The following is a 22,244-nucleotide window of genomic DNA, read 5'->3' as shown; positions in this document are numbered from 1 at the left end:
CACAAAACAACAAACCAAATATACATATTTTTGTGAGTGTATTAATAAGGTGTCCACTACCTCTCCACCCCCGCCCCGCCGGCGCTCGCCGGCGGGCCTTCGTTCTGTCGGGGCCTTCGCCCTTCCCGGACCGTGTGAGGTTGCCGTTAGCATCCGCACATTGTTGCGGCCACTCGCGTCCCGATCGGGTGATCTCGGACTCTCATAGGCAGTCCACAAGACGAGTGAGGTCCAAACCATGAGCACCGAGGGACTCTCCATCGGGATTTCGGTCGGCGGCCCAGGCGCGGGGGCCGCCGACCGGGCGCACCGCGGCTCGCGCCGGGCGGCTCTGGCTCGCCGCGCGGTGTGGGCGCCGCTGGCGATCGACGCCACCGCCATCCTCATCGCCGTGCTCGACGTCTGGCTCGTCATCCCCGAGAAGGCGCCGCCGTACTCGATCTACCTGTCCGGGCTCGCCTGCCTGGCGCTGGCCGGGCGCCGCTGGATGCCGTTCGGCGTGGTGCTGCTGACCGTGCCCGGGTTCCTCACCGGCTGGTCGCAGCTGGCCGCGATGATCGCGCTGGGCATGCTCGCCACCCGCAAGCAGACCCACTGGCAGGTGTGGGTCGGCGCGGCGCTGGTGTGGATGTGCCGGTTCGTGCAGTGGCCGCTGAGCGACTTCGCGCAGCTGAGCTGGCGCGAACACGTGCTGGACGGGATCTACGGCGTCCTGGTGGCCGGGATGCCGATCGCGATCGGGCTGCTGATCGGCGCCCGCGCGCAGCTGTCGCAGAAGCTGGGTGAGCTGGCCGCCAGCCGCGACCGGGAACGCAAGCTCACCGCGGACGCCGTGCGCGCCGAGGAACGGGCCCGGCTGGCGCGCGAGATGCACGACGTGGTCTCCCACGACATCACGCTGATCGCGATGCAAGCCGGGGTGCTCACCGCCCAGGAATCGCCGTCGGCCCGGCAGACCGCCGAGGTGATCCGGCAACTGTCCACCCGCACGCTGGAGGAACTGCGGTCGCTGGTGGGGGTGCTGCGGTCCGGGCTGGTGGACGAAGGCCCGCAACCGGGCATCGCCGAGCTCGGCCGGCTGGTCCACAACAGCGCGGTCGCGGTGCGGCTGACCATGGACGAGGTGCCGGAGGAAGTGCCGCCGAAGGTCTCGGCCGCGGCGTACCGGACGGTGCAGGAGGCGCTGACCAACGTCCGCAAGCACGCGCCCGGCGCTACGGCGACGGTGCTCGTGCGCGGGGAGGACGGGGCGTTGCGCGTCGAGGTGTGCAACGAGCGGCCGCCGTACGAGGCTGTGGCCGAGCTGCCTTCTGGCGGGTACGGGCTGACTGGGCTGGCTGAGCGAGCCCGGTTGCTGGGTGGGAGTTTGGAGACCTGCTCCACGGAGGATGGGGGGTTTCGGGTTCTCGCTCGGTATCCCTTGGCTGTGTAGCCGCTACCCTCTGGCTGCGTAGCCGCTACGCGGGTGGTTAGGGCGCCGGGCTTCGCTTCGCTACGCCCGGATCGCGCCCTCCCGAACCCGATCTTTCAGTGTTTTGGCGGTCGAGCAGGCGTGTCAAGGCGGGAAAGCGTGCCTTGACACGCCTGGTCGACCGCCAAAGGAGGCTGGGGATCGGGTTGGGGAGAGGGGTGGTTCGGCGGGGGTGTGGCTTTTGTTGCCGACTGCCTGTTTTGTAGTGGTCTGCGGCGTTGAAAGCACGAACGGACCCTGCCTGCCGACTGGAGTCGGCTTGCAGGGTCCGTTCTGAGAAAGCGCTTCCTCAGATTTGACGGCGCTGACGCAGGCGCTCGAGCGCCTCGGCGAGGATGGCCTCACCGTCGGCGTCGCTGCGCCGCTCCTTCACGTACGCCAGGTGGGTCTTGTAGGGCTCGGTCCGCGGCGCGGCCGGCGGGTTCTTCTCGTCCTGGCCGGCGGGCAGCCCGCAGCGCGGGCAGTCCCACTCGTCCGGCACCTCCGCGTCCATGGCGAACGACGGCTTGGACTCGTGCCCGTTGGCACACCAGTACGACACCCGGCGGCGGGGAGCGGCCTCGCCGCGCTCCGACTCGCCGGACGGACCGGCACCGACCCTGGTGCCTCTGATTGCGTTACCGCCAACCATGAATCCTCACAGTGTGGATAGGCGGCGCACCCCCCATAGGCACGCCCGTGCGTTCAGTGTCCGTCACACCTTCAGCAGCAGGCCCAGGCCCACGATGCTGATCAGCCAGATGGCACCCAGCAGCAGGGTGATGCGGTCGAGGTTCTTCTCGGCCACGCTCGACCCCGCGAGGCTCGACTGCATGCCACCGCCGAACAGCGAGGACAACCCGCCACCGCGCCCGCGGTGCAGCAGCACGGCGATCACGAGCAGCACGCTGGACGCGATCAGCAGGATTTGCAGGAACAGCTTCATCTCATCCTCTGGTGTTCGGCAGTTGCCTGATCGTGTGACGGTCTGAGGTTGCCAGACTACTCGCCGACCCCCTGGTTACGGCAGCGGCCCACCGGCAGCCAGCGCACAGAGCTTGGTGAACTCGTCGGCCTGCAGGCTCGCCCCGCCGACCAGCGCACCGTCGATGTTGTCGCACGCGATCAGTTCGGCGATGTTGCCCGATTTGACCGACCCGCCGTACAGCACGCGGACCTCGTCGGCCACCTCGGCGCCGTACTTGTCGGCCAGCGCGGCCCGCAGCGCCTTGCAGACCTCCTCGGCGTCGGTCGCCGTCGCGACCTTGCCGGTGCCGATGGCCCACACCGGCTCGTATGCCACCACGACGTCCTTGACCTGCTCGGCCTTGAGCCCCTTCAGCGCGGCGAGCAGCTGCTGGTGGCAGTGGTCGACGTGGCCGCCCGCCTCCCGCACCTCCAGCTTCTCCCCGACGCACAGGATCGGCTTGATGCCGTGCTTGAGCGCCGCCCGCACCTTCTTGCCGACCAGCTCGTCGTCCTCGTGGTGGTACTCGCGCCGCTCGGAGTGCCCGACCGTCACGTAGGAGCACCCGAGCTTGGCGAGCATCGGACCGGACACGTCACCGGTGTAGGCCCCGGAGTCGTGCGGCGAGAGGTCCTGGGCGCCGTAAGTCAGCAGCAGCTTGTCCCCGTCGACCAGGGTCTGAATGCTGCGGATGTCGGTGAACGGCGGGAGCACCGCGACGTCCACCTTCGCGTAGTACTTCTCCGGCAGCGAGAAGGCGATCTTCTGCACCAGGGCGATGGCCTCGAGGTGGTTGAGGTTCATCTTCCAGTTGCCCGCGATGAACGGCTTGCGCGCCATCAGGCACCACCTTCCAGCACCGCGACGCCCGGCAGCTCCTTGCCCTCGAGGTACTCCAGGGAAGCGCCACCACCGGTCGAGATGTGCGAGAACTTCTCCTCCGGCAGGCCCAGCACCCGCACCGCGGCCGCCGAGTCGCCGCCGCCGACCACGCTGAACGCGCCGGAGTCCGCGATCGCCTGCGCGACACCCTTGGTGCCCGCCGCGAACCGGGCCATCTCGAACACGCCGGCCGGGCCGTTCCAGAACACCGTCTTCGCCGCGGCGACCTCGGCCGCGAAGTGCTCGGTGGTCCGCGGGCCGATGTCCAGGCCCATCCAGCCGTCCGGGATCTTCTCGGCCGCGACGGTGTCGGTGGCCGCGTCGGCCGCGAACTTGTCCGCGACCACCACGTCGGAGGGCACGACGATCTTGTCGGCGTGCTCGGCCAGCAGCTTGCGCGCGGTCTCCACGTAGTCCTGCTCCAGCAGGGAGGAGCCCACGCTGTGGCCCTGGGCGGCCAGGAACGTGAAGGCCATGCCGCCGCCGATCAGCAGCCGGTCGACCTTCGGCAGCAGCGCCTCGATCACGGCGAGCTTGTCCGACACCTTCGACCCGCCGAGCACGACCACGTAGGGCCGCTGCGGGTCGCCGGTCAGCTTGCTCAGCACCTCCAGCTCCGCGAGCACCAGGCCGCCGGCGTAGGCGGGCAGCGCGCGGGCCACGTCGTAGACCGAGGCCTGCTTGCGGTGCACCACGCCGAAGCCGTCGGAGACGAACGCACCCCCGCGCCCGCCGGCGCCAGAGGCATCAGCACTGTCGCCGGTCAGGGCCGCGAGGTCGCGGGCCAGCTCGGCCCGCTCGTCCTCCACCTTGCTGGTCTCGCGCGGGTCGAACCGCACGTTCTCCAGCAGCGCGACGTCGCCGTCGGCCAAGCCGGCGACGACCGCGCGGGCCTGCTCGCCGACCACGTCACCGGCCAGGCGGACCTCCTTGCCGAGCAGCTCGCCCAGCCGGTCGGCGACCGGGCGCAGCGAGTACTTGGCCTCGGGGGTGCCCTTCGGGCGGCCGAGGTGGGCCGCCACGATCACCTTCGCGCCGGCCTCGGCCAGCCGCTTGATCGTCGGCAGCGCGGCCCGCACCCGGCCGTCGTCGGTGATGACCGAGCCGTCGAGCGGCACGTTCAGGTCCGACCGGACCAGAACGCGCCGCCCGGAGACACCCTCGGACAGCAGGTCTTCGAGAGTCTTGACTGCCATGGCCTCAGGAGAGCTTCGAGCCGACGAGCTTGACCAGGTCCGCGAGGCGGTTCGAGTAGCCCCACTCGTTGTCGTACCAGCCGAAGACCTTCACCTGGTTGTCGATGACCTTGGTCAGCGGCGCGTCGAAGATGCACGAGGCCGGGTCGTTGACGATGTCGCTGGAGACGATCGGGTCCTCGCTGTAGCGCAGGATGCCGGCCAGCGGGCCCTCGGCGGCGGCCTTGTAGGCGGCGTTGATCTCCTCGACGGAGGCCTTCTTGGCCAGGTCGACGGTGAGGTCGGTGATCGAGCCGGTGGGCACCGGGACACGCAGCGAGTAGCCGTCCAGCTTGCCGTTCAGCTCGGGCAGCACGAGGCCGATGGCCTTGGCGGCGCCGGTGGAGGTGGGCACGACGTTCAGGGCGGCGGCGCGGGCGCGGCGCGGGTCCTTGTGCGGGCCGTCCTGCAGGTTCTGGTCCTGCGTGTAGGCGTGGATGGTGGTCATCAGGCCCTTCTCGATGCCGAAGGCCTCGTGGAGGACCTTGGCGAGCGGGCCGAGGCAGTTGGTGGTGCAGGACGCGTTGGAGATGATCGTCTGCGAGCCGTCGTAGAGGTTGTCGTTGACGCCCAGCACGACCGTCAGGTCCTCGCCCTTGGCGGGCGCGGAGATGATGACCTTCTTGGCGCCACCGGCGATGTGGGCCTTGGCGGCGTCGGCGTTGGTGAAGAAGCCGGTGGACTCGACGACGACGTCCACGCCAAGGTCGCCCCAGGGCAGGTTCGCCGGGTCGCGCTCGGCGAGCGCTTTGATGGTCTTGCCGCCGACGACGATGCCGTCGTCGCTGACCTTGACCTCGTCGGGGTAGCGGCCCAGGACGCTGTCGTACTTGAGCAGCTGCGCCATGGTCGCGACATCGCCGAGGTCGTTGAACGCGACCACCTCGATGTCATGGCCCGCGGCCTGCACGGCGCGGAAGAAGTTGCGGCCGATCCGACCGAAGCCGTTCACACCTACGCGAACCGTCACTGCTGCTTCTCTCCTCGGGTCCGTCCCGGCTCCGCGGAACCGGGCACACATCTTCGGGCTCAGGCCAACCCTAGCTGGGCTGGCCTGCGTCTACTCGCACACCCTAACGAGATGTGCACCACCGTGGGGAATCGATCAAGACGACGATCAAGATGACAGATCTCGCTCGACGGGAGTGCGGAATTTCGGTATGACGGCGACCCCGCCGAGACGGCCGTGCAACCGTTCGGCGGCGGCCTCCACGGCCGCCGTTCCGTCGGCCCCGACGTCCTCCAGCAGACGGATCGCTATCTCCCCGTCGGGGCGCTGCCCCCACCCGCCGACGACCCGGCCCTCCCACCACACGGTCGGGCCGATGTTGCCGGTGCGGTCGAACAGCAGCGGCTGGTGCTCCCCCAGGAACCAGCCTCGCTCCTGCCAGCCCATCGGGGTCGGGTCCAGCGCCGGGAGCAGCGCGGCGACCGGCTCCGGCTCCGGGACCGGCTCGTCGTCGCCGGGCAGGGCGATGCCGGGGCCGCCGTCGAGGTCCACCTCCGCAGGCCCGATCGCGGTGAGCGCCTTCTTCACCTGCCCCGCCGTCCAGCCGGTCCACCACTTCAGGTCGGCGACCGGCGCCGGGCCGAAGGCGCGCAACCAGCGGCGGGCGAGCTCGACGCGGGCGGTGCCGGCGTCCACCGGCTCCAGCCCGGGCAGCCAGGTCTCGGTGGTGGACCAGGCGTACTGGGTGGACAGCCAGGTGCCGCGGGGGCGGCCGCGGACGATCCGGCCGGACGCGGCGAGCAGGAACAGGACGCGGTTGGTGATGTAGCCGCGCGCCTCGTACGGCTTGCCCGCGGCCATCACGATCTCGGTGCGCAGGCGCGGCTCGCCGTCGGCGATCTGCTGGGCGAAGGCGGGCTCGCGGGCCTTCAGCGCGGCGTAGGCGCCCTCCTCGACCTCGGCGAGCCACTCGCTCAGGTCGCCGTCGAGCTCGGCGGTGGCCAGGTGCTGGAGCAACAGCTTGCGCTGCTTGACGGCGATGTCCTCGGCGCAGGCGGCCTGCACGACCGGCACGAGCGCGGCCGGCACGACGAACATCGTGCGGCGCATGCCCAGCATCCGGACCAGCGAGCGGTCGTCGTAGAGGGCGCGCTCGACGTCGGCCGTGCCCGCCTCGGACCGCGCCAGCACCGAGAGGTGGACGGTGGCCGGATCGGTGGCGTGCAGGGCGACCAGGCTCTCCGCGACCGCGACCGGATCCCCGGCGGGCGCGTGGAGGTGGTGCCGCGTCACCAGACGGGCGCGGCGCTGGTCGTTCCCCAGTTTCGTGCTCACCCGGCGGTTCTACCACCGGGCACCGACAGTTTTCAGGAGTAGTAGTGCGGGCCCTGGTCCCACTTGAGCGTGGCCGTGGGGGCTTCGCGCTCGCGGCGACGGCGGCGGGCCGTGCCGGCCACGGTGGTCACCAGCATCGCGATCACCGCGCCGATCGCGAGGTTGATCAGCGCGGTGGCGATCTTGGCGTCCACCTTCACCGCCAGCGTCAGCGGCAGCACGATCGCGATCGCGGTGATCAGCACCATGATCCAGCCGAAGAACTGGGCGGGCGCCGAGGTGCCGAGGCTGAGCACGTGCATCAGCCCGGTCGCGAGCAGCGCCGCGGCCGCCGCGCACAGGGCGTAGGTGACGGTGTTGGCGTTGCCCCAGATGCCGTTGCCCTTGGGGGCCAGCACGGCGACGCCGAACAGGCCGCGGGCGATCAGCAGGCCGACGACGGCCACCAGCGCGGCGACGACCGCGGTCGCCACCCCGCCGGCCCACAGCCGGCCGTAGTCGGGCTCGGTCGGGTCACTGGGCGGGTATCCGGTCACCGTCCCGGGGTTGGCGGGCCGGCGGGCGGATAAACATTGGTCACCCGTGCGGCGGCGGCGATACCCTCGGCCGATGGTCTCGCCCAGCCATTTCGCGGCGTTCGCCGCCCTGGTGTTCCTGATGGTCGTCGTGCCCGGACCGAGCGTGCTGTTCACCGTGAGCCGCGCGCTGACCGTGGGGCGGCGGGACGCGCTGATCACCGTGCTCGGCAACGCCGCCGGCGTGTACACGCAGGTGGTGGCGATCGCGTTCGGGCTGGGCGCGATCGTGCAGACGTCGGCCACGGTGTTCACGGTCATCAAGCTGGCCGGGGCCGCGTACCTGGTCTACCTGGGCGTGCAGGCGGTGCGGCACCGCCGGAAGCTGTCCGAGGCGCTGGCGAGCGCGACGCCCGCCACGCGCGGCCGCACCCTGGCCGTTCTGCGCGACGGGTTCGTGGTCGGGTTCGCCAACCCGAAGTCGATCGTGTTCCTGGCCGCGGTGCTGCCGCAGTTCGTCGACCACGCGGCGGGCGGGGTGGTGGCGCAGATCCTGGTGCTGGGCATCGCGCTGCCGGTGATCGCGGTCGTGTCGGACAGCGCGTGGGCCCTGGTCGCCGGCACGGCCCGCGCCTGGTTCGCGCGGTCCCCCAAGCGCCTCGAACTCGTCGGCGGCACCGGCGGGCTGGTGATGATCGGGCTGGGCGCGGGGCTCGCTCTCAACGGTCGGAAGGACTAGACAGCACCAGGTCGAGCAGGCCCGGGAACGCCTCGTCGAACTCGGGGCGGCGCAGGCGGTTCAGCCGTCGCGGGCCCTCGTCGCGTTGTTCGATCAGGCCGGCCGCGCGCAGCACGGCGAAGTGGTGGCTGCGCGTGGCCTTCGTGACCGGCAGGTCGAACGTGCCACACGCCTTGGTCCAGTCGGGCAGCTCCGCCAGCTCGCGCAGGATCGCGCGGCGCACCGGATCGGCGACGGCGGTCAGCGCGTCCTGCAGCGGCACGTCCTTCGGGTGGACGTGGGTCAGGCCGCGCGCTCGCGCTGTGTTCGATGCTTGTCGTACACTCATGTGGTCGACCTCCATCGAACACTCTAGACGCCCGGAGCGGACATGACCCGACACCTCGCGGCCACCTTCGGCCCCGACTCCCGCAATCGCCTGGACGCGGCCACCGCACCGGGGATCGAAGGGGCGCTCGCCGCGCTGGAAACGTTCTACTTCGCCTTCAACCAGCGGGACTCCGACGTCTTCGCCCGAGTTTGGACGCAGGACGCGCTAGCCCAGCTGAACAACCCGCTGGGCGGCATCCTCCGCGGCGGCGAGGCCATCTCGGCGCTGTACGACAAGGTGTTCCACGGCCCCGCGCGCGTGACGGTCACCTTCGGCGATGTCGTCGAGTACGCCGGCGACGGGCACGCGCTGTTCGCCGGGCGCGAGACGGGCTCCTACGTGGTCGACGGCCGCGAGGTGCCGCTGCGGATCCGCACCAGCCGCTACTTCCGCTACGAGGACGGCCGCTGGGCGCAGTTCCACCACCACGGCAGCATCGACGACGCGGCGGAGCTGGCCGCGTACCAGTCGGCTATCCGGGGCTGACCGCTCCTCACGCGACAGCGCACGCCGAACGTGGAACTCGCGCCCGCGAACGTGGAACTCGCGCGCGGGAGCGTGTGACTCGCGTCATGCGGGGGTTTGCTCCCCTGGCTTGCTGAACAGCCGCGTCGCCGAGATGCGCGCCGTGCCGTCCGGCTCGCCCAGGTCGTCGAGGTGGTTGCGGATCGTCGCGTCGACCGAGAGGTACTTGCGGCCCGCCCGGAGGTCCGCGTCGTTGCGCAGCCGGACGATCAGCGGGAACTCGGACAGCGCGCCGGCGTCGAACAGGCCCGTCGTGTAGATCAGCTGCACCCCGAGCGCCTCCGCGACGACCCGCTGCAGCTCCAGCAGGTACCCGGCGGACGCGCGACCGATCGGGTTGTCCAGGAACAACACCCCGGAGTGCCGGTTGCGCACCAGCCCGCGGTTGTTGGCCCGCAGCGCGGCCAGCGTGCAGTACAGGATGATCGCCGCGGTGAGCTGCTGCCCGCCGGAGAACACGTCGCGGATCTCCGACACCCGCTGGCGTTCTGTGCGCAGCACCGAGTCCGGCTTGAGGATGTCCACCCGGAACCCCTTGGGCACCGCGGCCCGCACGCCGCGCAGCACCAGCGACATCCCGTCGCGCTTGACGTCGCGGCCGTCGCTGGTCTTGCCGACCGCCGCCTCGTCGACGACCTGCCCGAGCGCCTCCGACAGCTGCGGCTCCTCGGGGTCGCCGAACCGGATCCGCAGGAACTCCTGCCCGGACCAGCCGCCGAGCCCCTCCGGCAGCCGCGACAGCCGTTGCGCCGACCGCAGCATCCGCAGCGCGCCCTCGACCATGCCCTGCAGCCGCGCCACGATCCCGGACCGGTGCCGGTCGATCTGCGCCAGGTCGTCGGTCAGCGTGCGCAGCCGCGGCTTCAGCGCGGCCGACCACTCCCGCGCGTGCGCGGGCAGGCTGTCCCGGCGCACCGACACGATCTGCTGCCGCACCGGGCTGGTCAGCTTCTCGAACCGCTTGTCGGTCGCGTACTGGGCGAGCGCGTCCGCCGCCGCCCGCACCCGCTTCTCCGCGCTGTCGACGGCCGCCTCGGCGTCGGTCAGCGTCGTGTTCAGCTTGCGGTAGCGGGCCTGCGCCGCTTCCACGTCGCCGTCGAACACGGTCTCCGGCTCGCCCTCGGGGGCCAGGTGCGCCATCGACTCGGCGAGCATCTTGAACCCGGCCGCCGACGCGGTGGCCGCCTCCAGCGTGCGCTCGGCTTCCGCGCGCCGCGCCTGCGCTTCCTCCAGCGCGCGGGCCGCGGCCGACGCCTCCTCGACGGCCTCGTCGATCAGCTCGCGGCCGTGCTCGACGTCGCGCGGCCGAGTCTCCAGCGACGCGTTCTGCTTCGGCAGCTGGTCCAGCTCGGCCTTGCAGGTCGCGACCAGGCCGATCGCCTCGCTGTGCTCGGCCTCCAGCGCGGACACCGTGCGGCCGGCACGCGCCAGGGCAGCGGCACGGGTCGCGGCGTCCGACCCGTCCGGGGTTTCCAGCAGGCGCGCGGCCTGCTCCCGCACCGCCGGCTCCAGCGCCTCCAGCGCCGCCCGCGCCGTGGACTCGGCGCTTTCCGCCTGGTCCAGCTCCGCCCGCAGGTCGCTGCCGACCTCGACGCGGGCGTAGGCGTCGCTGGCCGCGGCGAACGCCCGGCGCAGCGCGTCGACCGGTTCGCTCGGCACCGGCTCGTCCTCGGACACCGATCCCCCGCCCGGCACCTCGGCCAGCTCGGCGCGGGCGTGGGTGACCGTGCGGCGGTGGCCGTCGGCGGTGCGCTGCTCCTCGGCCGCTTCCTCGCGCAGCCGGGCCGCGCGCGACGCCGCCTGCTCCGCTTCGGCCTCGGCGCGCGTGACGATCTCCTGCGCGCGCTCGACCGTTTCGGTCCACTGTGGAATCAACGCGACGCGCTCGGCCAGCTCGGCCAGCTTGCGGGCGCGTTCCTCGCTGCCGCGCGCCTCGGCACGCAGGGCCGGGATCGCCTCCCGCAGCCGGGTGCGGCGCGCGGCCAGATCGGCCAGTGCGCGTTCCTGAGCGACCACCGCGGCTTCGGCCTCGGTCTGCTCGGTGGCCGCGGCTTCGGCTTCCTCGGCGAGGGTGGCCAGCGCGCCGGGCGGGTAGTCCTCGCGCCACGTGGTGAGCTTCCACTCCAGCGCGGCGTCGTCGCCGATCGCTTCGGTGAGCGCTTCGAGCTGCTTCTGGCGGCGGGCGTGCCGGGCGGCGATGGCCTGGCGCTCGGTGTCGGCCGCCTCCTCGTCGTACATCGCGGGGTTGGGCGGGACCAGGAAGTCCACGCCGGGCGCCGCGCCCTCGGCCCGCACCGCCTGCGTGGTGCCGACCGGCAGCACCACGCTCGGCAGGAGCTTGGCGTCGGCGAGCACCTGCCGCGCGCGGTCCAGCTGCGCGGCGTCGTTGACGAGCACCCCGCCGAGCAGGTGCGGCAGGTCTCGCAGCACCCGCTCGCGGCCCGCGGCGTCCATCGTGGACAGATAGCGCCAGCCCGACCACGCGGTGATCCCGGCCGCCTCCAGAACGTCCAAAGCGGACTGGACCTCCGGCGGCGCGGGCAGCAGCCCGCCGGACCCGAGCGCCGCCAGCGCCCGCTCGTCCACCGACTCCTCCATGCGCAGGGCGGTCTGCTCACGTTCGGCGGTGGCGCGCGCCTCGCGCAGCCGGGTCAGCAGCGCGGGCGTGTCGGTCTCCAGCTGGACGTTGTCGCCGCCGAGCAGCTCCAGCAGCCGCGGGTGCGCGGCGAGGCTGTCCGACCGCCGGTGCGCCTTGGCCAGCTCCTCGGCAGCGTGCGCGGCCCGGGACCGCGCGGTCGCGGCCCGCTGTTGCGCGGCGTGCAGGGCGGCCTGCGCCTGGGCGTGGTCCTCGGCGACCCCTTCGAGTTCGCTCTCCCGCGCGGCCAGCTCGGTGGTCGCGTTCTCGCCGCGGGTGCGGGCCTCCTGCGCGGCGGCGGCGACCTGGGTGCCGTCGCTGAGCAGCCCGTCGCGGACGGCCTGCTGCACCTGCGCGCGCACCTCCTCGATGCGGCGGGTCAGCTGCCCCAGTTCGGCGCGGTGCCCGGCGGCGGTGGCGGTGGCCGCGTCCCGCTGGTCCTGCGCGGCCGCGGCGGCGGTGCGGGCGGTCTCGGCGCGGGCCTCGGCCGCCTGCGCCTGCTCCTCGGCCTCCCGCGCCAGCGCGAGCAGGCCGCGGGCGAGCGCGGTGGCGGCCGCGTTCTTGGCTTCCAGGGCCGGTTTCGCGCTCTGCTCGCGGTCGCCGACGAGCTTGCGGATGTCGGTCGCCTTGCGCGCGGCGTTGACGTGAGCCAGGACGGTGCCGGTCTCGCGCCACGCGGCCGCGGCCTCGCGGGCCTTCGCCAGCTCCTCGTCGATCCGCGCCTTCTGCGCGGTCGCGTCGGCCAGGCGCATCTCCCCGACCACGCGGCGCAGCTCGGTGACGACGGCGTTGCGGCGGCGGCAGTCGCCCTCGGCCAGTTTCTCCGCGTCCCGCGTCTCGTCCACATAGGACTTCAACCCGTCGAGGCGCTCGGCCTCCAGCTCGTGCCGCGCGATCACCGATCCGGCGAGCGCGCGGGCCTCCTCGCGCGCGACCGCGGCGAGCTTGCGGGACGCGGCGGCGAGCGACTCCTCCTCGGTGAGCGGCGTGAGCAGGTCCAGCGCCCCGGCCACGAAGTCGCGCTCGGACATCAGCTCGCCGCGCTGCCCGAGGTTGTGCGCGTAGGTCTGCACGACCTCGGCCAGGTCCTTCGGGTCGTCCTCGGGGATCACCGCGCGCAGCAGGAACTCGACGAACGCCTCGTCGGAGGTGAACGCGAACGCGTCGGCCGCCTCACCTTCGCCGGCGTTCATCGCGCGCTGGTAGCGGAACAGCTCGGTGTCCAGGCCGAGGGTGTCCAGCCGCTCGGTCCACTCGTGGTGGCGGCGGGTGGTGAACAGCTCCAGCTCCGGCTCGGCCTTGTGCGCGCGCTCCAGCTGCTCGGCGAACCCGGACATGGTCAGCAGGCGGCCGTCCTCGGTGAACGGCAGCGACTCCAGTCCGAGCGCGGCGGTGGGACGGAAGCAGTACCACGAGTCGACCAGGTTCGCCGGGTCGTTGGACACGACGTGCCCGCGCCACTCCGACACCTTGCCGGTGATGACCCGCTGCCCGGTCTCGGTGTGCTGCCACTCCAGCACGACGTGCGCGACGTCCTTGGCCATCACGAACTTCTCCAGCACGCGCGTGCTGGTGGTGCCCACCACCTGGCGCCGCCCGGGCAGCATGACCGAGAAGATCAGCTTGATCAGCACGGACTTGCCGCCGCCGTTCTCCAGGAACAGCACGCTCGCCGGAGACGGCCGCCGCGGCAGGCTGCCGTCGGCGGAGTGGATCCCGGCGGTGAACAACGCGTCCTGCGCCGGCGCCTTGACCAGCGGGCCGACGCCACTGAAGTCCAGCAGCACGTTCTGGTAGCGCGCGCCCGCCGGGCCGACGGAGTGCAGGCGCACCCGCGAAAGCTCGTACACCGATCTCCCCCTACAGAGTGTCCGAAATGGACGGGCGCAGCGTGCCCTCGCCGTCGGAGACCGCGACCACGCCGAGGGCCAGCAGCTCCTCGAACGCGCTGTCCGCGGCCAGTTCCCGCACCTGCACCTGGTAGCGCGGCGTGGTCCGGTAGGTGCCGCCCTGCTCGCCGCTGACCTGCACCAGGAACCCCTGGTCGGCCAGGAACCGCAGCGCGCGGGAGACCATGCCGCGCGTGGTGTCCGAAGCCAGGCGGCCGTCCTTGGTCGCCGCGGCTTCGGGGCGGCGGGCGTAGGCGCGCCAGGCCTGTTCCAGCTCCGGCGAGTCGGACAGCGGGTCGTTGTTGGCCTCGGCCTTCGCGGCACGCTCGTCGAGGATCCGGCACGCCTCGCGCACCACGCCGTCCACCTGGTCGACGCTGACCCGGCCGATGTAGGTGTCGTTGGCCAGGTCGTCCGGGCGCGGGTAGCCCAGCGCCGCGGTGGCGAGGTGCACGAGGCCGTGCAGCACCTTCTCGGTGTCGCGGCGCTCGCGGATCTTGCTCTGCCGCGCGTAGCTGTCCATTTTGACCTCGAACACCGACTCGTCGGTGGCGGCCAGCACCGCGCCCGCCTGGTGGCTCACGTCGAGCACCATCAGGCCCAGCCCCGCGGCGACCGAGTTGGTCAGCTGCTTGAACGCGCTGTCCTCGCCGTAGCGGCGCACGAGATCGGCGTAGACCACATCGCGCGAGGGCAGGTGCTTGGGCCGCATGCCGAACGAGATCAGCCGCGCGGCGTTCTCGGCGTCGCCGGTGGTCACCGGGCGGGTCATGCGGCCCCCTCTTCGTCTTCCTCGCGTTCCAGCCGCGCCGTGCTCAGCAACAGGTCGGCTCCCCCGAACTCGGGGTCCTCCAGCAGCGTGCCGTCGTCGACGGCCAGCAGCGCCCGGTCGTCCCCCTGCCGGACGGCGGCGCCCACCTCGGGACTGTAGGAGTGCAGCGCCCGCAGCGCCACCAGACGCGGCAGCTCCGGGTCGAGCTCGCGGGCCTCGGCCAGCACGCCGGACAGCCGTCGCGGCACCTCCGGCAGGTCCAGCAGCTCGTCGGCCCGCCGCCATTGCTCGTCACTGTAGTGGTCGAGGCTTTCCGGCGGGACGAGCTCCGGCTCCGGCACCTCGCCGACCACCTTGTCCCGCTCCGGCGCGGGCCGCAACAGCAGCGAGACCAGCGACGGCAGCGCGGGCACGGTCGGCACCACCAGGCCCGCCGACGCGTGGAACCAGGACTCCAGCGGCACGACGGCGTCGGCGATGGGCAGCTCCAGCGCGGGCATCAGGATCTGGCCGAACAGGTCGACGGTGGCGCGCTGCGGCGGCCCGGAGAACTGCTGGCGGTCCTGCTCCGCGCGGAACACCGCGCCGGCGGCCTGCAGCCGGGCCTGCAGCTGCGTGTGGCGGCTGATGCAGTCGCTGACGATGTCGACCAGCTCGGCGGCGCGGCGCTTGTGGTCGACGTCCTCGGCCTCGTCGCGGGCCGCGGTGATGTTGCGGAGGATCGCGTTCTCCGCGCGGAAGCGGGCCTCGATGTGGGTCAGCGCCGAGTCCAGCAGCTCGGGCATCTCGCGGTCCCAGTCCACCGCCCGCACGTCGCGGCGGGTGGCGTCCAGTTTGGCGCGCAGCGTCTCGCCGTACTGGACGGTGCGGTAGCGGGCCTGCTCGGCGGCGAGCTTGGCGTCGGCGAGGCGGCCGCGGCTGATCAGGTTCTCCAGCTTGACCTCGGCCGCGATCTGCGCGGACTCCACGTCGGTGTCCAGCGCGCCGACCAGCACGTTGATCGCCTCGTCGCTGGCGCGCAGGTACACCTCGCCGTCGGGCGCGGCCAGCTCGACGAGCAGTTTGAAGTCGAACGCACGGCGCCGGTAGGTGCCGTTCGCGTCGAGGCTGCCGTAGACGCGGCGGAATCCGCGGTCGGTGGTGCCGACGTTGATCAGGTTGTCCAGCACCCAGCGGGCGACGCGCAGGTGCTCCTCGGCCGGGCGGCGCGGGGCCTGCGCGGCGATGAACGGCTGCAGGCGCCGGACGACGTCGTCGTGGTTGGCGCCGGTGTCGAAGTCCATCGCGATGGTGACCAGGTCGATCGTGTGCAACGCGATCTCGGCCATCTGGTAGACCGTGGCGTCGGCCCAGTCGAGCTTGGACTTGCGCGCGTCCAGGTCGTGCAGGGGCGCGGTGCAGGCGAGCGCCTTGAGCCGCCGGGCCAGGCCCTCGTCCACCAGCCCCCCGCTGATCAGGTCCGAGTCACGCACAGCGCGCCAGACTACTAGGGGGTCCGCTCCCGCTCGACTTCACGCTCGTAGGTGCGCAGCGTGTCGATCACCAGGCGCCGCTGCTCGGGGGTGAGCGGATCGAAGGCGGTGCGCCAGGCGCGAGCGCCGGCGGCGAGCCAGCCCTCGACCTCGGCGCGGTAGGTCGCGGCGATGCTCACGATCGTGCGCCGCCGGTCACTCTCGTCCTCGGTGCGGTCGAGGATCCCGCGGCGGCTGAGGTCGCCGACCATCAGGCTGACGGTGGTGGGCGCGACTTCGAGCCGCGCGGCCAGCTCGTTGACCGTCATCGGCCCGTCGAACAGCAGGTAGGACAGCAGCGACAGGTGCCGCGGGGCGAGGTTGAAGTCACGCAGCCGCTCCGGCACCGGCAGCTTCTTGGCGCGGCCGACCAGCCGCGGCAGGAGCAGCAGCATGGTGCGGACGGCCTCGTCGGCGGTCGGTGCGTCGCTCGCCATGCCCGTCATGATCCCACGTCGCTAAGGTCGCCCCATGCACGCACTGAGCAGGGACGAGTGGCTGGAGTTCGCCTCCACCGGCACGCGCACCGGGAAGCTGGGCGTCACACGCGCCGACGGCAGCCCGCACGTGACGCCCATCTGGTTCGTCGTCGGCACCGGCGACGGCGCCGACGAGCTGATCTTCAACACCGGCGCGGCGTCGGTGAAGGGGCGGGCGCTGCGGCGGGATCCGCGGTTGTCGCTGTGCGTGGACGACCAGGAGCCGCCGTTCGCGTTCGTCCAGTTCACCGCCGAGGCGACGCTGCACGAGGACCTGGACGAGATGCTGCACTGGTCCACCCGCATCGGCGCGCGCTACATGGGCGAGGACCGGGCGGACGAGTTCGGCAAGCGCAACGCCGTGCCCGGCGAGCTGCTGGTCCGGGCGCGCATCACGAAGGTGATCGCGTACGGCGGCCTCGCCGACTGATTTCCGCCAGCCCGCGGCCGTCCGGGCGCGCAGACTGGGCGGGGTGATCTCGGACGTCGCGGGCTTCGACTGGCCCGCCCTCACGGCAGAACTGAACGACACCGGCTGCGCCCTCACCCCGCCGCTCCTGAGCGCGCGGGAGTGCCGGGAGCTGTCGGCGCTGTACGACGACGTGGGCCGCTTCCGGTCGACGATCGACATGGCGCGGTTCCGGTTCGGCTCCGGCCAGTACCGCTACTTCGCCTACCCGCTGCCGGATCCGGTCGCCCGCCTGCGCGCGGCGTTCTACCCGCACCTGCTGCCGATCGCGCGGGACTGGGCGGCGAAGCTGGGGTGGGACGCGCCGTGGCCGGACGACCTGGAGACCTGGCTCGACCGGTGCCACCGGGCGGGCCAGGTCCGGCCGACGCCGATCCTGCTGCGCTACGGCGCCGGCGATTGGAACGCGCTGCACCGCGATCTCTACGGCGAGCTGGTGTTCCCGCTGCAGGTGGTGATCGGGCTCGACGCGCCCGGCACCGATCACACCGGCGGCGAGTTCCTGCTGGTCGAGCAGCGGCCGCGCGCGCAGTCACGCGGCACGGTGACCCAGCTGCCGCAGGGCCACGCGCTGATCTTCACCACGCGGGACCGGCCGGTGCGGTCCACCCGCGGCTGGTCGGCGGCGCCGGTGCGGCACGGTGTGAGCACCGTCCGCACCGGCATCCGCCACACCCTGGGCCTGGTCTTCCACGACGCCACGTGAGGCGTCAGGCGATCTCCCGCAGCCCCGAGCCGTCCGCCGCGCGCAGCGTCGCCAGCGGCGGGCGCTGCTCGCAGGCCAGGTCGGTGACCACCAGCTCGCGGTCGACACCGTGCCCGGACTCGCCCCGGCGGAACTGGGCGAGCATCGTGGCGGGCGGTTCGGCCGAGACCAGGCGGCCGTAGCGTTCCAGCCGGTCGAACACGGTCAGCATGATCTGGCCGGACATGCGCCCCAGCGCCTGCGTGTTCTGGTGCCTGTGGGTGCGTTTGCCGAGGTCGACCTGCGCGAGCGCGTCCAGCCCGTAGGTCTCCAGGATGTCGATCAGGTGCCCGACCTCGACGCCGTAGTTCGCCACGAACGGCACCCGTTCCAGCACCTCGCGCCGCCCGGCGTACTCGCCTGCCAGCGGCTGCACGAACCCGGCCAGTTCGGGCCAGTAGAGGTTGAGCAGCGGGCGCGCAACCAGCTCGGTGACGCGGCCGCCGCCGTCGGCGTCGGTGCTCACCGCCCCGACCAGCGGCCGGTGGTAGAAGCCCTTGACGTAGGCGATGGAGTCGTCGGTCAGCAGCGGGCCGAGCAGGCCGGTCACGTAGTCGCTGGTGAAGTCGTACAGATCGCCGTCGACGAACACGACGATGTCCCCGGTGGAAGCCGCCAGCCCCTTCCACAGGGCCTCCCCCTTGCCCTGCAGCCCGGGCAGGGCGGACAGGACCGAATCCTGGGCCACCACCGTCGCGCCCGCTTCCGCGGCCACCCGGGCGGTCGCGTCCTGCGAACGCGAGTCGACGACCATGACCTCGTCGACCAGCTGGTGGCGCTCGACGAGGTCGCGGCGGATCGTGCGCACGATGTCGCCGACCGTCGCCTCCTCGTCCCTGGCCGGGATCACCACGCTGACCGTCGTGTCCCCCTTGGCGGCGACCAGATCGGCCACCGGCCAGTCACCCGCCTGGCTGCTGCGCCGGGGCAGCCAGGAGCCGACGTCGGCGGACACCTGCGGCGCCGCCACCTTCCTCGCCCTGAAGCCTCGCATGCGCATCCCCTTCCCCGAACCGGACATCGGCGTGATCGATGCTTCGGCAGACGGGTTTCGCCGGTCGCTCCGGGATGAAACCGGCAGGTTACGAGTTCGTACCCGGCAACGGGCGGTCGTAACACACCTTGCACATCCGTCGCGTTTGAACTTCAGTGCAGCAGCGGACAGGACCGGCCCTGCGCCGGGGCTTGTGTCTCAGGCCGGGCGGTGACCGTGGGGTAGCCGTCCACCTGCGTGGCGCTGGGCGGTCCGGTCAGCCGCACGAGCAGGTTGGCCGCCCGCGCGCCGGTCTGGGCGTGCACCGCGGTCACCGTGCACACGATCTGGTCCTTCGCCAGTTCGGGCAGGGTTTCCAGCGGCGCGCTGAGGCTCACCGAGACGACCCCCTGGTCCAGCGCCCCGACCGAGACGCCGAGCGCGCCGGCGGGGAGCATGGTGGCGTAACCGGCGGCGGCCTCCTGCGGGTTCGGCCCGGCCAGGAGGAGGGTGACCGCGTCGGGCACCGTGCCGAGGTGACCGGTCTGCCGGACGACGGGCGCGAGCTTGCCCGCCTTGAGGAAGAACAGGATCGGCCCCGGCGCGGCCCCGACCGGCGGGTCGCCCGCGGAAACCGGATCGGTGGGGCGCACCCCGCAGCCGGCGAGCACCAGCACGAGCAACAGCCAGGTCCAGCGCACGGTCACCACCGCCCCGGCACCCGCAGCACGAACCGGGCGCCGCCGCCCGGGTCGTTGCCGGCCTCGATCGTGCCGCCGTGCAGTCCGGCGTTCTTCTCCGCGATGGACAACCCCAGTCCGCTCCCCTCCGACCGCGATCGCGCGGTGTCGGCCTTGTAGAACCGGGCGAACACGTGCGGGAGCACGTCGTCGGGCAGGCCCGGCCCGTGGTCGGTGACCTCGACGACGGCGTCCGCGCCCGACGCGGACAGCCGCACCCGCACCGGCGGCTCGCCGTGCCGCAGCGCGTTGCCGACCAGGTTCGCCACGATGACGTCGAAGCGCCGCGCGTCCACCGCGGCGATGATGCCGGGCGGCAGATCGGCCTCGACGCGCTCGGTCCACTGGCGGGTGCGCAGGGTCGCGGCGATCAGCTCGCCGAGGTCGGCCTCGCGCCGGTCCATGCGGGCGCGGCCGTTGTCGAAGCGGGAGATCTCGATGAGGTCGTCGACGAGCCGGGTCAGCTTGCGGGTTTCCTCGCTCACCAGCCGGGTGGCCGTGGCGGCGTCGCCCTGCAGGCGCGCCCCCTCCTCGTCGAGCACTTCGGTCACGGCGGTCATCGCGGCGAGCGGGGTGCGCAGCTCGTGCGACACGTCGGCGACGAACCGGCGCGCGTCGGCCTCCATGCGGCGCAGCTCCCCCACCGACTTCTCCAGGCTGGCGGCGGATTCGTTGAACGTGCGCGCCAGTTCGGCCAGTTCGTCCCCGCCGCGCTCGGGCAGGCGGGTGGACAGCCGGCCGTGGGCGAGCTGGCGAGCGCCGTCCCGCAGGCGGCGCACCGGTCGCAGCACCGCGCCCGCGGCCAGCCACGCCAGGACTACCGCCAGCGGCACCGCGACGGCCGCGGTGCGCCAGCCGTTGAGCGCGAACTCGCTGATCTGCTGTTGTTCGGCGCTCAGCGAGAACAACCCGTACACCTCCAGCCCGGACGGGACGCGGTTGAAGCCGGTGTCGATGGTCATGACGGGCATGCCGACCACGAGTTCGGGCCTGCCGATGTCGATGCGCTGGAACATCAGCCGCTGCTCGGCGCCCACGCGGGCCACCAGTTCGGGTGGCACCAGCCCCATCGACCCGCGGACATCCGAGGACAGGGAGCCGTAGCGGGCGACGGCGGCCGACGGGACCGACCGCACGAGCTGGTTGAGGGTGGCCTGGTCGGGCGGCATCCGCAGGGTGGGGGCGATGGCGTCCACGTCGTCGCGCAGCTTGGCCATCACCTGGTCCTGGGTGGCGGCGAGCACGGTGCGCCGCGCGGTGACGTAGTTGGCGCCGGTCGCGCCGACGGTCGCCAGCACCGCGACGAGACTGATGATCAGCACCAGCCGCGCCCGGATTCCGCGCAGCCGCGCGAGAAGCCGTCTGATCACAGTGGACCGAACCGGTAGCCGAAGCCGCGCACGGTGCGGACGTACACCGGCGCCGCGGGCTGATCTTCCAGTTTCGCCCGCAGCCGCTGCACGCACGCGTCGACGAGCCGCGAGTCGCCGAGGTAGTCGTGTTCCCACACCAGTTCGAGCAGTTGCTGGCGGCTGAGGACGCGGCCGGGCACGCGGGACAGTTCGAGCAGCAGCCGTAGTTCGGTGGGGGTGAGGTGGACGGGTTCACCGTTCTTGGTGACCTCGCAGGCGGCGCGGTCGATGGTGAGGGCGCCGTGTTGTTCGCGGGCCTGGCCTGCCGCGCCGCCGCGGCGCAGGACCGCCTTGATGCGCGCGTCGAGGACGCGGGGTTGCACGGGTTTGACCACGTAGTCGTCGGCGCCGGCTTCGAGCCCGCCGACCACGTCGATGTCGTCGCCGCGGGCGGTGAGCATGATGATCGGGACCGGGCCGGTGGCGCGGATGCGGCGGCACACCTCGAACCCGTCGATGCCGGGGAGCATCAGGTCGAGCAGCACGAGGTCCGGGCGGCGGGCGTCGAGCAGCCGCAGGCCGGCTTCGCCGTCGGCCGCCGGTTCGACGTCGTGGCCGTGCCGGCGCAGGCCAAGGCACAGTCCCTCCCGGACCGCCGGGTCGTCCTCGATCAACAGCAATGTCGGCACCCGGCCGATTATGGCGGCGTTTCACCAACTCCCGCGACTCTGTAGCAAAACCATGACACGACGACGACGGGACGGGGACATCCGCGGCCGAGGCTGATCACCATGTCCGTGCAGACCAGGCCACTCCGCCGTGGCCCGATCGTCGTCCTCGTCGTCGCCGTCGTCGTGATCGCACTGGCCCTCGGCGCCGCGCTCGCCCTCCGCGGCAGCGCCGCCGAGCCGGTACCGGCCGACTCCGCGGCGACGAGCGTTGTCGTCTACGACCGCAAGCAGAACCGCCCGCTGCGCCAGGAGGGCGCCGACACGCGTTACCGGTCGGCGTCGCTGGTGAAGCTGCTGATCGCGGTCGACCTGGTGCAGCGCGGGCACGTGACGCCCGACCGGCCGAGCCCGCGGGTGACGAGAATGCTGTCGTACAGCGACGATGCGATCGCCAACCAGCTGTGGGAGTCCGGCGGCGGCCCCGACATCGTCCGCCGCACGGCGACCTCGCTCGGTCTGACGGCCACCGAGCCCCCCGCGGACCCAGGCCGCTGGGGCGACACACTCCTGTCGGCCGATGACGTGGTCAAGATCTACCGGGCGGTGCTGGCCATGCCGTCCCGCGAGCGGCAACTGATACTCGACCCGCTCCGGGACGCGCACCAGGTGGCGGCTGACGGGGTCGACCAGTACTTCGGCATCCCGGACGCGTTACCGGGCAGGCCGTGGGCGATCAAACAGGGCTGGGCGGCAGGCCGCGGTGGGGTCGACGCGCACACCAGCGGCGTGGTCGGAACCGGGGACCGGTATGTCGTGGTGGTGCTGAGCCACCGGCCAGGGGGAACGGCGCTGGAAACCGCAATGCGAGAAGTCACCGAAACAACAGCGACGATCGAAAATCTGTTGAACTGACAAACAAAACGGCAAGCCGGCAACGCAAAGCAAGCGACTACCCCAACCAGACCTCCCCCGCCCCCGATCCACAGCCGATCTTTAGTCGCCGACCAGCCGTGTCAAGGCACGCTTTCCCGCCTTGACACG

Annotated in this window: 22 protein-coding genes; 6 read left to right on the top strand and 16 right to left on the bottom strand. The window is 72.2% G+C overall.

The genetic code is table 11. The annotated features are described in order from the left end of the window. Window positions 1–238: 238 nt before the first annotated feature. Window positions 239–1,432, top strand: a complete 1,194-nt coding sequence (locus ABZ215_RS37275; RefSeq protein WP_354955205.1) for a histidine kinase — start codon at window positions 239–241, stop codon at window positions 1,430–1,432. A gap of 328 nt (window positions 1,433–1,760) precedes the next feature. Here the strand turns inward: ABZ215_RS37275 and ABZ215_RS37270 are convergent, their stop codons facing one another. From ABZ215_RS37270 to ABZ215_RS37240, 7 genes are all read right to left on the bottom strand, one after another. Further along, window positions 1,761–2,102 carry an RNA polymerase-binding protein RbpA gene (locus ABZ215_RS37270; protein ID WP_026153205.1) on the bottom strand — a complete coding sequence of 114 codons (342 nt, stop codon included), beginning with the start codon at window positions 2,100–2,102 and terminating at the stop codon, window positions 1,761–1,763. A 63-nt stretch (window positions 2,103–2,165) separates the two neighbouring features. Further along, a complete protein-coding gene (gene secG / locus ABZ215_RS37265; RefSeq protein ID WP_017983033.1) occupies window positions 2,166–2,396 on the bottom strand; it encodes a preprotein translocase subunit SecG in 231 nt (76 codons plus the stop codon). A 75-nt stretch (window positions 2,397–2,471) separates the two neighbouring features. Then, the gene (tpiA, locus tag ABZ215_RS37260) at window positions 2,472–3,257 is read right to left on the bottom strand and encodes a triose-phosphate isomerase (RefSeq protein WP_354955203.1); all 786 of its coding nucleotides are present in this window, start codon (window positions 3,255–3,257) and stop codon (window positions 2,472–2,474) included. Then, a complete protein-coding gene (locus ABZ215_RS37255; RefSeq protein WP_354955201.1) occupies window positions 3,257–4,495 on the bottom strand; it encodes a phosphoglycerate kinase in 1,239 nt (412 codons plus the stop codon). Before ABZ215_RS37255 ends, tpiA begins: the two co-directional genes overlap by 1 nt. Before the next feature lie 4 nt (window positions 4,496–4,499). After that, window positions 4,500–5,504: a type I glyceraldehyde-3-phosphate dehydrogenase gene (gap, locus tag ABZ215_RS37250; protein ID WP_027936337.1), complete on the bottom strand. Its 1,005-nt coding sequence runs from the start codon at window positions 5,502–5,504 to the stop codon at window positions 4,500–4,502. Window positions 5,505–5,651: 147 nt separating this feature from the next. Next, the gene (locus ABZ215_RS37245) at window positions 5,652–6,818 is read right to left on the bottom strand and encodes a winged helix DNA-binding domain-containing protein (protein ID WP_354955199.1); all 1,167 of its coding nucleotides are present in this window, start codon (window positions 6,816–6,818) and stop codon (window positions 5,652–5,654) included. Between the two features lie 32 nt (window positions 6,819–6,850). Continuing rightward, entirely contained in the window at window positions 6,851–7,354 is a 504-nt protein-coding gene (locus tag ABZ215_RS37240) for a DUF6069 family protein (protein ID WP_020421301.1), read from the bottom strand. A 73-nt stretch (window positions 7,355–7,427) separates the two neighbouring features. Between ABZ215_RS37240 and ABZ215_RS37235 the strand changes: the two genes are divergently transcribed. Next, entirely contained in the window at window positions 7,428–8,072 is a 645-nt protein-coding gene (locus tag ABZ215_RS37235) for a LysE family translocator (protein ID WP_020421302.1), read from the top strand. Here the strand turns inward: ABZ215_RS37235 and ABZ215_RS37230 are convergent. Continuing rightward, window positions 8,053–8,400 (bottom strand): ArsR family transcriptional regulator, encoded by a 348-nt coding sequence (locus tag ABZ215_RS37230; RefSeq protein WP_027928726.1) that lies wholly within the window; start codon window positions 8,398–8,400, stop codon window positions 8,053–8,055. The genes ABZ215_RS37235 and ABZ215_RS37230 overlap by 20 nt on opposite strands. A 42-nt stretch (window positions 8,401–8,442) precedes the next feature. Between ABZ215_RS37230 and ABZ215_RS37225 the strand changes: the two genes are divergently transcribed. Next, complete coding sequence (locus tag ABZ215_RS37225; protein WP_354955197.1) at window positions 8,443–8,928, top strand: nuclear transport factor 2 family protein; 486 nt, start codon at window positions 8,443–8,445, stop codon at window positions 8,926–8,928. A gap of 84 nt (window positions 8,929–9,012) precedes the next feature. Here the strand turns inward: ABZ215_RS37225 and ABZ215_RS37220 are convergent, their stop codons facing one another. The 4 genes from ABZ215_RS37220 to ABZ215_RS37205 are packed head-to-tail and all read right to left on the bottom strand — an operon-like array spanning window position 9,013 to window position 16,211. Further along, complete coding sequence (locus ABZ215_RS37220) at window positions 9,013–13,452, bottom strand: hypothetical protein (protein ID WP_354955195.1); 4,440 nt, start codon at window positions 13,450–13,452, stop codon at window positions 9,013–9,015. 10 nt (window positions 13,453–13,462) lie between these two features. Beyond that, the gene (locus ABZ215_RS37215; RefSeq protein ID WP_020422323.1) at window positions 13,463–14,263 is read right to left on the bottom strand and encodes a hypothetical protein; all 801 of its coding nucleotides are present in this window, start codon (window positions 14,261–14,263) and stop codon (window positions 13,463–13,465) included. After that, window positions 14,260–15,735 carry a hypothetical protein gene (locus ABZ215_RS37210; RefSeq protein ID WP_237338994.1) on the bottom strand — a complete coding sequence of 492 codons (1,476 nt, stop codon included), beginning with the start codon at window positions 15,733–15,735 and terminating at the stop codon, window positions 14,260–14,262. The genes ABZ215_RS37215 and ABZ215_RS37210 overlap by 4 nt, the downstream gene beginning before the upstream one ends. Window positions 15,736–15,749: 14 nt before the next feature. Further along, the gene (locus ABZ215_RS37205) at window positions 15,750–16,211 is read right to left on the bottom strand and encodes a MarR family winged helix-turn-helix transcriptional regulator (protein WP_237338993.1); all 462 of its coding nucleotides are present in this window, start codon (window positions 16,209–16,211) and stop codon (window positions 15,750–15,752) included. A gap of 34 nt (window positions 16,212–16,245) precedes the next feature. Between ABZ215_RS37205 and ABZ215_RS37200 the strand changes: the two genes are divergently transcribed. Both ABZ215_RS37200 and ABZ215_RS37195 read left to right on the top strand, forming a co-directional pair. Then, the gene (locus ABZ215_RS37200; RefSeq protein ID WP_354955193.1) at window positions 16,246–16,683 is read left to right on the top strand and encodes a PPOX class F420-dependent oxidoreductase; all 438 of its coding nucleotides are present in this window, start codon (window positions 16,246–16,248) and stop codon (window positions 16,681–16,683) included. Between the two features lie 43 nt (window positions 16,684–16,726). Next, the gene (locus ABZ215_RS37195; protein ID WP_354713591.1) at window positions 16,727–17,428 is read left to right on the top strand and encodes a 2OG-Fe(II) oxygenase; all 702 of its coding nucleotides are present in this window, start codon (window positions 16,727–16,729) and stop codon (window positions 17,426–17,428) included. A 4-nt stretch (window positions 17,429–17,432) separates the two neighbouring features. Here ABZ215_RS37195 and ABZ215_RS37190 read toward each other — a convergent pair whose 3' ends face one another. From ABZ215_RS37190 to ABZ215_RS37175, 4 genes are all read right to left on the bottom strand, one after another. After that, window positions 17,433–18,461 (bottom strand): glucosyl-3-phosphoglycerate synthase, encoded by a 1,029-nt coding sequence (locus ABZ215_RS37190; RefSeq protein ID WP_051123659.1) that lies wholly within the window; start codon window positions 18,459–18,461, stop codon window positions 17,433–17,435. A gap of 152 nt (window positions 18,462–18,613) precedes the next feature. Then, window positions 18,614–19,147 carry a hypothetical protein gene (locus ABZ215_RS37185; protein WP_354955191.1) on the bottom strand — a complete coding sequence of 178 codons (534 nt, stop codon included), beginning with the start codon at window positions 19,145–19,147 and terminating at the stop codon, window positions 18,614–18,616. Continuing rightward, a complete protein-coding gene (locus ABZ215_RS37180) occupies window positions 19,144–20,550 on the bottom strand; it encodes a HAMP domain-containing sensor histidine kinase (protein WP_354955189.1) in 1,407 nt (468 codons plus the stop codon). The genes ABZ215_RS37185 and ABZ215_RS37180 overlap by 4 nt, the downstream gene beginning before the upstream one ends. Continuing rightward, window positions 20,547–21,221 (bottom strand): response regulator transcription factor, encoded by a 675-nt coding sequence (locus ABZ215_RS37175; RefSeq protein ID WP_237338989.1) that lies wholly within the window; start codon window positions 21,219–21,221, stop codon window positions 20,547–20,549. The genes ABZ215_RS37180 and ABZ215_RS37175 overlap by 4 nt, the downstream gene beginning before the upstream one ends. 102 nt (window positions 21,222–21,323) lie before the next feature. Here ABZ215_RS37175 and ABZ215_RS37170 point away from each other — a divergent pair, with 102 nt between their 5' ends. Next, window positions 21,324–22,115: a serine hydrolase gene (locus ABZ215_RS37170; RefSeq protein ID WP_354955187.1), complete on the top strand. Its 792-nt coding sequence runs from the start codon at window positions 21,324–21,326 to the stop codon at window positions 22,113–22,115. Window positions 22,116–22,244: the final 129 nt, after the last annotated feature.

The sequence above is a fragment of the Amycolatopsis sp. NPDC006131 genome (assembly GCF_040614175.1).
GTDB classification, from domain to species: Bacteria; Actinomycetota; Actinomycetes; order Mycobacteriales; family Pseudonocardiaceae; genus Amycolatopsis_E; species Amycolatopsis_E tucumanensis.
Note: the sequence above shows the minus strand (reverse complement) of the source record. Positions and strands in the feature narration are given on the sequence as shown.

Coding starts and splice junctions, on each gene's coding strand:
- ABZ215_RS37275 (WP_354955205.1), top strand. CDS start 239: ATGAGCACCGAGGGACTCTCCATCGGGATTTCGGTCGGCGGCCCAGGC.
- ABZ215_RS37270 (WP_026153205.1), bottom strand. CDS start 2,102: ATGGTTGGCGGTAACGCAATCAGAGGCACCAGGGTCGGTGCCGGTCCG.
- secG (WP_017983033.1), bottom strand. CDS start 2,396: ATGAAGCTGTTCCTGCAAATCCTGCTGATCGCGTCCAGCGTGCTGCTC.
- tpiA (WP_354955203.1), bottom strand. CDS start 3,257: ATGGCGCGCAAGCCGTTCATCGCGGGCAACTGGAAGATGAACCTCAAC.
- ABZ215_RS37255 (WP_354955201.1), bottom strand. CDS start 4,495: ATGGCAGTCAAGACTCTCGAAGACCTGCTGTCCGAGGGTGTCTCCGGG.
- ABZ215_RS37235 (WP_020421302.1), top strand. CDS start 7,428: ATGGTCTCGCCCAGCCATTTCGCGGCGTTCGCCGCCCTGGTGTTCCTG.
- ABZ215_RS37230 (WP_027928726.1), bottom strand. CDS start 8,400: ATGAGTGTACGACAAGCATCGAACACAGCGCGAGCGCGCGGCCTGACC.
- ABZ215_RS37225 (WP_354955197.1), top strand. CDS start 8,443: ATGACCCGACACCTCGCGGCCACCTTCGGCCCCGACTCCCGCAATCGC.
- ABZ215_RS37215 (WP_020422323.1), bottom strand. CDS start 14,263: ATGACCCGCCCGGTGACCACCGGCGACGCCGAGAACGCCGCGCGGCTG.
- ABZ215_RS37205 (WP_237338993.1), bottom strand. CDS start 16,211: ATGGCGAGCGACGCACCGACCGCCGACGAGGCCGTCCGCACCATGCTG.
- ABZ215_RS37200 (WP_354955193.1), top strand. CDS start 16,246: ATGCACGCACTGAGCAGGGACGAGTGGCTGGAGTTCGCCTCCACCGGC.
- ABZ215_RS37190 (WP_051123659.1), bottom strand. CDS start 18,461: ATGCGAGGCTTCAGGGCGAGGAAGGTGGCGGCGCCGCAGGTGTCCGCC.
- ABZ215_RS37170 (WP_354955187.1), top strand. CDS start 21,324: ATGTCCGTGCAGACCAGGCCACTCCGCCGTGGCCCGATCGTCGTCCTC.